This window comes from Silvibacterium dinghuense, from assembly GCF_004123295.1.
GTDB classification, from domain to species: Bacteria; Acidobacteriota; Terriglobia; order Terriglobales; family Acidobacteriaceae; genus Silvibacterium; species Silvibacterium dinghuense.
The window spans coordinates 311076-323775 of sequence record NZ_SDMK01000002.1 but is presented as its reverse complement, the minus strand read 5'-3'; the positions used below and the strand labels follow the sequence as shown (position 1 = coordinate 323775).

The 12700-nt window shown below is 62.2% G+C and carries 8 protein-coding genes; 6 read left to right on the top strand and 2 right to left on the bottom strand.

From position 1 onward, the window contains the following. Positions 1 to 97 precede the first annotated feature (97 nt). Entirely contained in the window at positions 98 to 1330 is a 1233-nt protein-coding gene (locus ESZ00_RS10590) for a M20/M25/M40 family metallo-hydrolase (protein WP_129208230.1), read from the top strand. Between the two features lie 119 nt (positions 1331 to 1449). On the opposite strand, the gene ESZ00_RS10585 is transcribed toward ESZ00_RS10590, so the two are convergent. Next, positions 1450 to 2718: a TCR/Tet family MFS transporter gene (locus tag ESZ00_RS10585; RefSeq protein ID WP_164981459.1), complete on the bottom strand. Its 1269-nt coding sequence runs from the start codon at positions 2716 to 2718 to the stop codon at positions 1450 to 1452. Positions 2719 to 2815: 97 nt separating this feature from the next. On the opposite strand from ESZ00_RS10585, the gene ESZ00_RS10580 reads away from it, so the two are divergent. The 5 genes from ESZ00_RS10580 to ESZ00_RS10560 all read left to right on the top strand — a co-directional run bounded on the left by ESZ00_RS10580 (position 2816) and on the right by ESZ00_RS10560 (position 8905). Further along, positions 2816 to 3766 carry a DMT family transporter gene (locus ESZ00_RS10580; protein ID WP_129208228.1) on the top strand — a complete coding sequence of 317 codons (951 nt, stop codon included), beginning with the start codon at positions 2816 to 2818 and terminating at the stop codon, positions 3764 to 3766. Positions 3767 to 3939: 173 nt separating this feature from the next. Next, positions 3940 to 5607, top strand: coding sequence for a trypsin-like peptidase domain-containing protein (locus tag ESZ00_RS10575; RefSeq protein ID WP_129208227.1), 1668 nt, complete (start codon positions 3940 to 3942; stop codon positions 5605 to 5607). A 161-nt stretch (positions 5608 to 5768) separates the two neighbouring features. After that, a complete protein-coding gene (locus ESZ00_RS10570) occupies positions 5769 to 6230 on the top strand; it encodes a peptidoglycan-binding domain-containing protein (RefSeq protein ID WP_229741184.1) in 462 nt (153 codons plus the stop codon). 236 nt (positions 6231 to 6466) lie between these two features. Beyond that, a complete protein-coding gene (locus ESZ00_RS10565) occupies positions 6467 to 7474 on the top strand; it encodes an ROK family protein (RefSeq protein WP_129208226.1) in 1008 nt (335 codons plus the stop codon). 102 nt (positions 7475 to 7576) lie between these two features. Then, positions 7577 to 8905 carry a sugar porter family MFS transporter gene (locus tag ESZ00_RS10560; RefSeq protein WP_129208225.1) on the top strand — a complete coding sequence of 443 codons (1329 nt, stop codon included), beginning with the start codon at positions 7577 to 7579 and terminating at the stop codon, positions 8903 to 8905. Between the two features lie 90 nt (positions 8906 to 8995). On the opposite strand, the gene ESZ00_RS10555 is transcribed toward ESZ00_RS10560, so the two are convergent. Beyond that, positions 8996 to 12631, bottom strand: coding sequence for an alpha-amylase family protein (locus ESZ00_RS10555; RefSeq protein WP_129208224.1), 3636 nt, complete (start codon positions 12629 to 12631; stop codon positions 8996 to 8998). Between the last annotated feature and the right edge of the window lie 69 nt (positions 12632 to 12700).

Below are 12700 nucleotides of genomic sequence, written 5' to 3'. Positions count from 1 at the left end.
CGACCAGCGGGAGCGGAGGCCGAAGGCGAATCGCCCTGCGCGCAGCAGCCGGAAGCGAAAGGCCTGGACGGCCAGTCCCCTGTTAGGCTGGGGATTCATGTCTTCCGCCGCCCCCACCTCCGCTTTCGCCCGCGTGGCGCAGATTGCGGCGGATCGCCGCGTCCACGCCGCCTTTCGCTGGCTCCATCTCCAGCAGCCGCAGGTTCTGCATTGGCAATCGGAACTGGTCTCGATCCCCGCGCCGCCCTTCGAAGAGCGTGCCCGGGCCGAATGGCTCTGCAATCGCTTTCGGGATTTCGGCCTCTCCGATGTCCGCATCGACGCTGTCGGGAACGCGGTCGGCCTGCGCCATGCGGCGCTTCCCTGCGAAGATGCGGTGCTCCTCTCGGCTCATCTCGATACGGTTTTCCCTTCAGGCACGGTGATCGAACCCAGGCTCAACGGTACGCGGCTCGAAGCCCCGGGAGCCTGCGACAACGGAGCAGGTCTGGCCTGCCTGCTTGCTCTGACGGCAGCCTTCGAACACGCCGGCCTCGTCCCTGAATGCGATATCTACTTTGTGGGCAATGTCGGCGAAGAAGGCGAAGGCAACCTGCGCGGCATGCGTCATATCTATGACGAAGCCCCCTGGCGCGACCGCATCACCGCGCATCTCGTCCTCGATGGCGCCGGTCACGAAGTCGCCGTGACCGATGCCCTGGGCAGCCAGCGATTCCAGGTCACGATCACCGGCCCGGGCGGTCATTCCTGGACGGACTCCGACCGGCCGAATCCCATTACGGTACTCAGCCAGGCCATCGCCCGCATCGCGACCCTGGAGATGCCCGCGTCGCCGCGCACCACCCTCAATATCGGCACCATCGAAGGCGGCACCTCCGTCAACACCATTCCGGAGAGCGCCACGGCCCGCATCGACACCCGCTCCACGGCGCCCGAGCAGCTGATCCGCCTCGAAGTCGAGGTCCACCGCGCGATGGAAGATGCCGTGCTCGCGGCGAACCAGCAGGCGGCACAGCGCGCGCGCAAGCATGCTCCCCTGGCCTTCATGATCGACAAGATCGGCTCCCGTCCGGCTGGCCGCCTGCGCAAGGACACCGCCCTCTACGACAACCTCTTCGCCGTCGATCGGCACCTCAATATCCACACCGAGCCCCGGGTCGCCTCAACGGACGCCAATATCCCGCTCGCTCTCGGCGTGCCTGCCGTCACCCTCGGCGGAGGCGGCGAGGGCGGCGGCATTCACACCCGCGCCGAGTGGTATGACGCCCGCGGCCGCGAACTCGGTCTGCGCCGCGTCCTGCTCCTGCTGCTGGCCATGGCAGGAATCTAGCCCGGAGTTCGCTCTCTTTTGGCGCATATCTCTCTTTCTGTCCATTACTCTCTTTTAGAGAGTAATGGACAGAAAGAGAGTGATCCGCAGGCCGACAGTCGGCTTGCGCGTGGCAGGAATCAGGCGGCTGCGGTGTTCCGTGTCACCAGCAGGGCCAGCGGCAGCGCCGCGAGCAGGATGGCTGCTGCCAGCACAAACGGCGCACCCGGCAGGTGCACCGGGTTTCCCGGCCGGACAGCCCATGCAAATACCGAGGTAAACATCCCTGGCCCGATCAGCGCGGTCAGGCCACGGATACACTGCACCGCGCCCTGGAGCTGCCCCTGCTCCTGAGCGCTCACGTGACGGGTCATCAGCCCTTGCGCCGGTGGTCCGCAGAGCCCCCAGATCGACATGATGGGGATGCCTGCCACGAAGAGCGCACTCGTCGGCGCAAGCCCGAAGGTCGCAAAACCGATCCATCCGACTCCCAGCCCGAGAAGCAGGGTCAGCCGGTCGCCCAAAGCCCGCACTGTCTTCTTGACCAGCAACGCGCCGACCAGTGCCGAGCATACCCCGACCAGCGCAAGCGACAGGCCCACGGCCCGGTTGGTCCAGTGGAAGCGATAGTCCAGATAGAGCACCCAGGTGTTCATCAGCGACTGCTGCGTCAGGTAGCTCAGGAAGAGCACCCCCGCCAGCCCCAGCAGCTCGCGATGCCGACGGAGGAGCGTAAGTGAGCCCACCGGATTCGCCCGTTTCCAGGAGAACCTTCCGCGCAGCTCACGGCCCAGCGATTCGGGCAGCACGAACAACCCGTAGCAGGCATTCAGAAGGCTCATGGCGCCGGCTACCCAGAACGGCAGCTTCGGGTTGTAGTTGCCCAGAACGCCGCCCAGCGCCGGTCCGAGCACAAAACCCACGCCGAAGGCCGCGGAGATCATCCCGAATGCCTCGGCCCGCTTCTTCGGCGGCGTCACATCGGCGATGTAGGCCATGGCCGTGGGAATGCTCGCCGCCGTGATTCCGGAGATCAACCGTCCAGCGAAGAGCCAGCGCAGGTTGGGCGCCAGCGCCATGACGAAGTAATCCATCCCCAGCCCGAAGTTCGAGAGCAGGATCACCGGCCGGCGGCCAAAGCGGTCCGACAGTGCTCCGAGCATCGGCGAGAAAAAGAACTGCATTACCGCCCATACCGTGCCGAAGAGCCCGTAGATTTCTGCGCCATGCGCTTCGCTGCCACCGGCAAAGTCCGCAACCAGGCGCGGCAGAACTGGCGCGATCATCCCCATGGCCAGCATGTCCAGCGCCACAGTGACCATGATGAAGGTCACCGCTGCGCGCCGCCCCTGCGCCGGCGCTGCTTCCACCTCTGCTATGGGTGCTGCTTTCGTTTCAGAAGAATCCATCCCCCGTATTCTCCATGCTCCGAGCCACAAACGGCGATGGTCCATGGATAGATTCCCTGCATTTCTGGTCAAAATTCGCACCTGCTACGCTCACAGAATGCATGCCGCCTCCGCCGCTGCCACGGAGAAGAACCGCTCGACGCTCGCCCATCTCCTGATGCTGGCTGTGGTCTTCATCTGGGGTACGACCTTCGTCCTCGTCAAGGACGCGCTTACCGACATATCGCCTCTGCTCTTCAACCTGCTGCGTATGGCGATCGCCACTATCTGCCTCGCAGCTATTTATGGACGCCGCCTTGCCGGTTTGAACCGGAAGACGATCCTGGCCGGAGCGGTTGTCGGATTCTTTCTTGCCATGGGCTACCAGTTCCAGACTGCCGGCCTGCGGCTTACCACCCCGGCGAAATCGGCCTTTATCACCGGCCTGGTGGTGGTGATCGTGCCCATGCTGCTGATCTTTCCGCGCCTGCGCCCGGCGGGCAGTCACGCACCCTCCTGGAATGCCTACCTCGGTGCGGTGCTGGCCTTTACCGGAATTGTCCTGCTCACCACTCCGGCGCATGGCGCGCTCGATTTCCACACCGCCAATCTCGGAGACCTGCTCTCACTCGGCTGCGCCTTCGGATTCGCCTTCCATATGCTCGCCCTCGCGCATTTTTCGCCGCGATTTCCTTTCGAGCAGCTCGCAGTGCTGCAGGTCGGCTTCGCCACCCTCTTCATGGCATTGAGCCTGCCCATCTTCGAGCACCCTCACCTGCATCTTTCCGCTCGCGTATGGATTGCCATTGCCATCGCTGCCGTGCTCGCGACAGCGGCCGCCTTCACCATCCAGAGCTGGGCACAGCAATATCTGCCCGCGACCCACACCGCACTGCTGCTGACCCTGGAGCCGGTCTTCGCCTGGCTCACTTCTTTTGTCGTTCTCCGTGAGCGGCTCGGTTTGCGCTCCGGATCCGGAGCGCTGCTCATCCTTGCAGGCATCGCTGTAACCGAACTGATCCCCGCGCGCATCCAAGCAACAGCCCACGAGGCCGCGCCAATACTTTAGTTATGCATCGCAACCAACCGATCCTTCGTCTATCTCTAGAACCGGCTCCGGCATGGCAACCATCGCCTCCGCAGGAGATTTATACTTAGGAATGCATCTGGCTGCGGAGACAGTCACACCGATCGCACTCATCGTTCATGCCGATTCACGGAAGACACGAGGTTAGACCCGAGATGAAATCACTTTTAGGACGGCTCCGCTACCGCCGTCTCGCATCCACCTTTACGATTCTCGCCACCCTCTCGGCTGGCATCCTCATCGGCTCCATCGCCGCCCATGGCGTGCGCGGCCAGGAGTCCTCAAAGGTCGATACCTCCGACGCGACGCCGCTGAAGGTGCCCGCGCCCCGCGATCTCTCCACCGACTTCACCCGTATCGCCAAACAAGTCGAGCCGGCGGTGGTGAACATCAACACCATCACCCTGCCCAAGGAGCGCCAGCAGTCCCGCAAGCTCCACGGCCGCAGTGTGGCCCCGCCCCAGCAGCAGCAGTCTCCCGATGACGGCGATGACGACCAGGACGGCCAGGGTGGCGACGATCAGGATCAGAACCAGAACAACCTGCAGGACTTCTTCAACCGCTTCTTCGGTATGGGCCCGCAGGGCGGGCAGGATGACGCCGGCCAGGAGCGCGAATCGCTCGGCTCGGGCTTCATCGTCGATCCCCGCGGCTACATCATCACCAACAATCACGTCGTGGATAAGGCCGACAAGATCTTCGTGAAGCTGCCCGGCGATCCTGATTCCGGCAATGGCCTGCAGGGCCGCCCCGCAACCGTCGTCGGCGTCGATAAGGACACCGACATCGCAGTCATCAAGATCAAGACCGACAAGCCGCTTCCGACGGTTAATCTCGGAAACTCGGACGGCGCGCAGGTGGGTGACTGGGTGATTGCCATCGGCAGCCCCTTCACGCTTTCGCAAACCGTGACCGCCGGCATCGTCTCGGCCAAGAACCGCACCATCGATCAGAGCCAGGCCGGGCAGTTCCAGCACTTCATCCAGACCGACGCGGCCATCAACCCCGGTAACTCCGGCGGCCCGCTGCTGAACATGGCCGGTGAAGTCATCGGCATGAACACCGCCATCTTCACCCAGTCGGGCACCTATGCCGGTATCGGCTTCGCGATGCCCGCGAACGTCATCGTCAGCGTCTACAACCAGCTCATCTCGCCTGAGCACAAGGTCATCCGCGGCAGCATCGGCATTACCTTCCAGCCCAGCATCTCCCCGGCTGTAGCCCGCGTTTATGGATTCAAGAACGGCGTGATGATCAATACTGTCCAGTCTGGGTTCCCTGCCGATAAGGCCGGTCTCAAGCCGAACGACATCATCACCAGCATCGATGGCCGCTCCATTAAGGACGGCAACGATCTGGTCGACGACATCTCCGCCCGCAAGCCCGGCACGACCGTGACACTCGGCTACCTGCGGGACGGCAAGTCCTTAACCGCCACCGTCACCATCGGCGACCGCGCCAAGATGATCGCAGCCGCCAACAGCGGCGCGAGCGACGATGACGACAACTCCAGCCCCTCGGCTCCGGACGCAGCCCAGGCGAAACTCGGGCTCCAGGTCAGCGACATCCCGCAGGGTGCTCCTGCCGGACTCCATGGCGTGGTCATCGAGAATGTCAAGCCTGGCTCCTTTGCCGATGAAGCCGGTCTTGGCGACTTCCAGGGATTCGTCATCGTGGCCGTCAACCGCCAGCCGGTACATAGTGCGGCGGAATTCGGTCGCATTGTCGCAGCCCTCAAGTCCGGATCAGACGTCGCGTTCGAGGTCGTCGATCCGCAACACCGCAGTCTGGGCAGCCATTACGTGGGCGGAACCCTGCCCTAAAATGGAACCAGGAAAAACAAGGGCTCCCCGGAGTAACGGGGAGCCCTTGTTTTTCTATTGATTTCCCGATTATTTGCTTTTAGCCTGAGCGACAGTACCCGTCAGGTATGATGGTTTAACGATTAAGCGTCGATTTTCAGTCAATGAGGTTCCTCCCAAGCATGCTTTCTTTTCGAGCCTGCAAGTCATTTCTTCTCATGACGGCGCTGGCGGTCACACCTGCCGTGGCCAGCCGAGCACATCGCGCCCCTACCTCCGGACATCACAAGACCTCTTCGAAGAAGGCCAAGCACGTCGCTGTGCACCATGTCATTCAGGGCCAGCGCGGCATCGATTCCGATCGCGCCAGAGAGATTCAGACGGCGCTCATCCGCGAGAACTACCTTACCGGCACGCCCAGCGGCCAGTGGGATGCAGATACCCAGGCGGCCATGATCCGGTACCAGTCCGATCACGGCTGGCAGACCAAGCTCACCCCCGATTCCCGCGCGCTCATCAAGCTGGGACTGGGACCGAATCAGCCTGCGGACTCCGCCACTGCGAAAGCCGATACCACAGCTCTGCCCCAGAGATCGGCCTATGCCGCGAACTCTCTGGCCGAGACGCATTCCATCCAAAATTGAACGGCCAGTTTTTCTGCATGGACACAGGCTGCGCCTTCCGCGCAGCCTGTGTCTTTTTCGAGCCGGACGGTGCAGTCCGGCCTCAAACTTTCCATTTTTCATAGCGTCTAACTACTGAAGTTGCTTGAATTTCCGGCTCGGTATCGATACCATGGGTGCAGTTTTGGCGTTCCAATAGAAGGCAGTTTTGCCACCCAGGGACGGGGTATCGCCCGCTCATCTGAAAAGAGGTTGAAGTGGCACAATACAGCATCGGCGTCGATCTCGGAGGCACGAATCTTCGAATCGCAGCTTATACCGAAGCGGATTCCATCCTCGATTCCATCCTCCTGCCTACCCGTTTAGCCGCCGGTCGTGACGCGGTCCTCGAGGATATGTGTCAGGCCATCGAAACCCTCGAAGCACGCTTCTCGTCCGCCCACACATTGGTGGGTGTCGGTGTCGGCACTCCGGGACCGCTCGAACTTCCAACCGGCCGCCTGCATAACCTTCCCAATTTTCCTGGCTGGGATGGCTTTGAACTGAAGGCTCGCCTCGATGCCCGCCTGCGGCGCGACGTGATCGTCGAATCGGATGCGAATCTCGCCGCTCTCGCGGAAGTTCGGCTCGGACTCGGCAAGAGCCTCGGCCTCGATTCCCTCTGCATGCTGACGCTCGGCACGGGCGTCGGCAACGGCATCATCCTGAATGGCCGTGTATGGGATGGCGCGCACGGCATGGCCGGGGAAGCCGGTCACGCAACCATTTATGTCGATGGCCCCGCATGCACCTGCGGCAGCAACGGCTGCCTTGAGCTCTACGCCTCGGCCACTGCCGTCGTCCGCATTGCGTATGAGCGCATTGCCGATGGCTCGGCTCCTGAACTTGTGCAGTCGGAAGGCGCTCCGCGCTGGACAGCCCGCTCGCTGGCTCATGCGGCCGATGCCGGCAATGCCGACGCCGCTCGCATCTTCGCCGACGCAGGCCGCGCTCTCGGCATCGGACTCGCTGCGCTCGTCAACACGCTGAACCTGCCTCTCTATACTCTCGGCGGCGGTCTGGTTCAGGCCTGGCATCTGATGGAAGGCGCGCTCTTCGAAGAATTGAATCGCCGCAGCTACGTTTACCGTCTCACTGCACCTGGCAGCAAGATTGCCGCCGGCCATCCGCGCGGAGCGACGCGAGTTCTCCCCGCAGAGCTTGGCCCTGACGCAGGGTTGCTCGGCGCATGTATTCTTCCCTTTCTCGAATTAGAAGCCAACTAAGCTTCCGATCTAAGGTTTTTAGGCCGGGCTCGCGATCACGGGCCCAATCACTATCCGGGCCCATACCTGGGCCAATCCTCTGGGAAGGACCTCTTCGCCAGGATGCGAATCAACTACTATCTCGCAAAAGGCACGCTTGTCGGCGCTCTGGGCGGCCTGCTCTTCGGCTTCGATACGGCCGTCATCTCCGGCACAACGCAGCAGCTCACCGACGTCTTTCATCTTTCCGCCTTCAAGCTTGGGCTCACCGTTTCGATCGCGCTCTTCGGCACAGTGATCGGGGCGATGACCTCCGGCGAACTCGGCCAGAAGATCGGTGGACGTGAGGCGCTGCGCATCATGGCCTTCCTCTACGTGATCTCCGCCGTAGGTTGCGCCTTCGCCTGGAACTGGCCGATGCTGATTGCATTCCGCTTCATCGGCGGCCTGGGCATCGGCGGCTCTTCGGTGCTCGGCCCGGTCTATATCGCCGAGCTTGCGCCGGCGCAATGGCGCGGACGGCTCGTCGGGCTCTTCCAGATCAATATCGTCATCGGCATTCTGCTGGCGTATGCCTCCAACTTCCTGATCGCCGGCATGAACCTTGGCGCCCTGGAATGGCGCTGGCAGCTGGGCGTGGCAGCACTCCCTGCGCTGCTCTTTCTCGTACTGCTCTTCGGCATTCCGCGCAGCTCACGCTGGCTCGTGACCCAGAGCCGCGTGGATGAGGCCCGCGAAGTTCTTCGCATGATGGGCTCGACGAACACCGAACAGGAACTCAAGGAGATCGTCGATTCGATCCACCTCGAGCGGGCATCGCGGAACGAGCCGCTCTTCCGCAAGAAGTACTGGCTGCCCATCTTTCTTGCGGCCAGCATTGGCTGCTTCAACCAGCTCTCGGGCATCAACGCGATCCTGTATTACCTGCCGTCGATCTTCAATTCAGCGGGCTTCAGCAAGCTCTCCGGGGATAAACAATCGGTGCTCGTCGGCCTGATGAATCTGGTCGCGACGCTGCTGGCCATGAGCGTGATCGATAAGCTGGGCCGCAAGACGCTGCTGCTCGTCGGCTCGGTCGGCACCACGGTTGCACTGGCCGGTGTTGCCTATGTCTTCCACACGCACCAGCACCAGGATGCCCTGCTGTGGCTCATCGTCGGCTTTATCTTCTTCTTCGCGATCTCGCAGGGATCGGTGATCTGGGTTTATATCAGCGAAGTCTTTCCCACGCGCGTTCGCGCCAAGGGGCAGAGCCTGGGCAGCTCTTCGCACTGGATCATGAACGCCGCCATCTCCTTCGCCTTCCCGCCGGTGGCGAAGCACTCGGCCGGAGCGCCCTTCGCGTTCTTCGCGGCCATGATGGCGCTGCAGTTCTTTGTCGTGCTCTTCGTCTATCCCGAGACCAAGGGCATTTCCCTCGAGCAGATGCAGAAGAAGCTCGGCATCGAGTAACTGCTGCACGCAGGGCGCTTTCGCCTTACAGATACTTCCCCTCAAGCAAAAGCTTGAGGGGAAGTTTGCAATCGTCGCGGAACTGCTGCCCTATTCCACGCCCGCTTTGCTGCTGGCCGGTTCCTCTTCGATTACAGGTTTATCCTCCGCAATCTCGACCATTTTCACTGTCTCGGAGACCTCACTCTCCTCCGCTTCGGCATCCTTGGCTTCTTCCTGCTCTGGCTTGAGGAACGCTTCCAGCTGGAAGCCTGACTCCTCGGCCCGCTGCATCCACAGGGTGAAGCGCTCCGTGATGTCTGCCGCTGTCTCCTCACCGGACAGAAGACCGGGAAGCTGGACCCACCAGAAGAGTTCCTCCAGGCATTCCTGGTTGAAATAGGCGATACCGTCGGACTCATTCACCGCCAGCAGCCAGCGAACCTCCGGATCTTCCCAGAAGTGGGAGTTCCGCGTCTCTGTCTCGCTCTCCAGGCCGCTGCCCGCAAACTCTTCCGAGAGCAGGATGCGGACCCGAGCCGCTGCCCGCCATGCGCCTTCGCCCACTAGGCCCAGCCGCCAGAAGGCTTCTGCGAGCGCCTCCCGTAGACGCAGCCGGTCAAAGAGTTCCCCTCTCTCCTCAGGCTGCGAAGCCAGTGACGTTAACATCTGCCAGGCCAGGATTGGCGCCCATAGCGCGCTTGCACGCTCCGCGCTTTGCGCCATCGGCAGGATGCGCCGCGCGCCCTCGGCAGCCTCGCCGTTGAGCTTCTCAAGCAGTCCCGGCAGCTTCTGAAGGCCGTCGAGGTTTTCCTGCAGAGCCTTCCCGGGGAGCGGAAGATCTACCCTCTCCGAAACCCGGCGGTAGAAGTCTTCTGCGCGGTCAGCAAGCCCGAGGACAAAAACAGAACCTGCTGCAGGAGTGGCCTGCGTCTCTGCTTTGTTGATCCTTGCAGGCGCTGCGGTGGCTTCCACGGTCTCGATAAAGCCCTCGACCAGCACCGGGCTCAGTGCCTCTTTCAGCGCCTCGTGGACGGGCCGGAGCCGCAGGCGTACCAGTGCCTCGTCCAGATCACGCACGCCTGCGCCGCCGAGTACGTCGCACAACTGATCCCATGGATATTCCGCCGTGGGCACCATCACCCGCCAGCCCTGCAACACCGCGTACTGGTAGGCACGCAGCTCGAAGCGGAGGCCGTGGTGCTCGATGGCTCCGGCACGGAAGAGATACTTCAGTCCGGAGGCTGTATCCTCGCAGGCCAGGATTGCGCCGTTGCCAGACGGCAGTGCCAGCGCCTCGTGCAGACGCCGCTGCACCAGTCCACCTGCGCCCTTGTCCATCATCGGGGTCGCGTTGTGTACTGTGCCCTGCGTCTCGCCATAACGATTGTGGAAGAGAACCAGCGCTCGCTGATCTCCCCGGCGGTTGGAATAGGCGAAGACGTTCTCGTCGACCGTGCCGCTCTCGGTCCAGAAGTCGTAGAAAGCGAAGTTCTGGCTTTCGGCAAAAAGCGCGCGGTTCTTGAGCAGCGGCGCGATCTCCCGCATATGCCGGGCGACGAGATCCTCATTCGGCCATTCGTCGTAGCGGGCTTTCTTGAACTCCATGCCGTACTTCTCGGTGAAGGCTTCGATCTGCCCGTGGCCGAACATGGGCAGGCCGGGCAAGGTCGCCATCATGGTGCAGACACCGAAGTATTTGTCGCCGGTCCCGAATTGATCAATCGCCGTTCTTTCATCGGGATTACTCATGAAGTTCACGTAGCGCTTGAGAATATCGGCATCGAACTCAATGGTCTTTTGCAGATAGGAACGATATTTCGCGTTCTCCTCATCGCGCAGCATGTTCATGAACGCGCTGTTGTAGACGCGGTGCATGCCCAGCGTGCGGACGAAATAGCCTTCGAGCAGCCAGAAGGCTTCGGCCAGCAGCAGCGTGCCTGGGACTTCGGCAGCGACGCGATCCACGACCTCGCGCCAGAACTCATGCGGCATCAGCGCGTCGAACTGCTCCTGCGTCATGGCGAATTCGGCCCGTGACGGAATGGCTCCCCCCGCCCCCGGCAGCGGGAACCACAGTCGCTGCACGTGTTTCTTCGCAAGCGTCATGGCCGCGTCGAAGCGGATGATGGGAAACTGCCGCGCCACATGCAGGATGGTCTGGATGACCTGCTCGCGGACATGCGCCTTGGAGTAGTCGAGCTGCGCGGTATCGTTCCAGGCGAACTGCGTGCCGTCATTGCCGTGGTAGATGTACTCCGTGTGCCCGGTCCAGCGATCGCGGCGACGAAAGACCACTGCGGCATCCGTCTGATCGTAGTAGTGATCCTCGATCTTGATCTCGACGCGCGGATCGTTCGAGAGATCCGGACCTTCAAACGTGTACGACGGATAGGGCGAGTCGGGGCGGGTGAGAAACCAGTCCGGGTGGTCCATGACCCAGTACGAATCGATGCCCATGTGGTTCGGCACCATGTCGCTGGCCAGGCGAATGCCATAGCGCGCGGCACGGTCGCGCAGGTTCGTATAAGAGAGATAGCCGCCGATGTCCTGGGCAATGGCGTAGTCCTTGAGCGAGTACGCTGAAGCCACCGCGTCGATCTGCCCACGCATCCGCTTGATGGTTTGTGAAGCATCGCTGCGTTCCCACAGGCCGATCAGCCAGAGACCATTCAGGCCGCGCCGGGCCAGCAGCTCCAGCTCCTCATCCGGAATCTGGTCGAGCCGCGCGATGTGGCGGCCGTATTTCTTCGAGAGCTGTTCGAGCCACACATAGGTACTCTTGGCGATGAGCACGACATTCGGCATCCAGTCCGTATCCGGGCTGAAGGCTTCATATTCCGGCATGCCGGAGCCGGACATGACTCCATGCGCATGCATAAAACCCTGGAACTCGTCGCCTTCGAAACCCTCCGCGCCCCAGCCCTGGTCGGCGCGGTACTCATGCCACTTCGAAGCAGATGGGGGATGAAACTGCAGCCAGATGGCGATCTCTTCTTCCTTGAGCACATCCATGGCCAGCAATGTTTGCCGGAGGGCCTTGTCCAGCTCCGGGCCCAGGTGTTCCCCCCAGTGCTCGCCAATGTAGGAAAGTTGTCCGCTGAGCGAATCAGGCGAAGCGAGCATGGGCGCCTTCAGCGCTTCGAGCAGTGTCCCGCCTTCCAGGGTGATCCGCGGGCGTGTCGCGAAATACGTATCGAGCTCCGGTGTCACTTCCTTATAGACGGTTTGCTCGCTCAGCTTCCGATCATCGAAGAATTCGCGGAAGGGGCGGAATGCGGGATTGACGTTCGCCAGCCACAGCAGCACCAGCTCCTCGAAAGCCGCCTCGCGATTGGGCAGATCCTCCGTGACGCCATCCAGCCACTGCTCCACGGTGATCTCGCCGCGATAAATCGGCGTATTCGGAAACTGGCTGGTGAAGGTGCGCAGCAGCTTTTCCACTTCGGGCTGATTCTGCCGTTCGCCGAACCAGCGAAGCGCTTCAGTCAATACGCCCGGGTCCTGCATGGTGCGGAAGCGCGCGATGATCGCGTGGCTGAGCTCGTCGATGAGTCCCATGGCAAAGAGCGCCGCTGCGTGTATGGCCCGCTCAGGCGCGAGATCGGCGCCTCGTACCTTATTCACCTTCGCAGCCAGTTCCCTGCTGGCCGCAAGGTTGGCAAAGACTACGTTGCCGGTGTAGCTGAACAGCGTCTCGTCGACGTCGTACTTCTGCCGCGCCTCACGCGAGATATGGAACTCCATGGCCGGACATCTTCTCACTTGCCGCACTCCCTCGTGTCCCGGCCAGCCCTTCGGGGCTGGCGCTTTCCG

Excerpts from the sequence above, each read along its gene's own strand:
- ESZ00_RS10590 (WP_129208230.1), top strand. The coding sequence starts at position 98 with ATGTCTTCCGCCGCCCCCACCTCCGCTTTCGCCCGCGTGGCGCAGATT.
- ESZ00_RS10585 (WP_164981459.1), bottom strand. The coding sequence starts at position 2,718 with ATGGATTCTTCTGAAACGAAAGCAGCACCCATAGCAGAGGTGGAAGCA.
- ESZ00_RS10580 (WP_129208228.1), top strand. The coding sequence starts at position 2,816 with ATGCATGCCGCCTCCGCCGCTGCCACGGAGAAGAACCGCTCGACGCTC.
- ESZ00_RS10575 (WP_129208227.1), top strand. The coding sequence starts at position 3,940 with ATGAAATCACTTTTAGGACGGCTCCGCTACCGCCGTCTCGCATCCACC.
- ESZ00_RS10570 (WP_229741184.1), top strand. The coding sequence starts at position 5,769 with ATGCTTTCTTTTCGAGCCTGCAAGTCATTTCTTCTCATGACGGCGCTG.
- ESZ00_RS10560 (WP_129208225.1), top strand. The coding sequence starts at position 7,577 with ATGCGAATCAACTACTATCTCGCAAAAGGCACGCTTGTCGGCGCTCTG.
- ESZ00_RS10555 (WP_129208224.1), bottom strand. The coding sequence starts at position 12,631 with ATGGAGTTCCATATCTCGCGTGAGGCGCGGCAGAAGTACGACGTCGAC.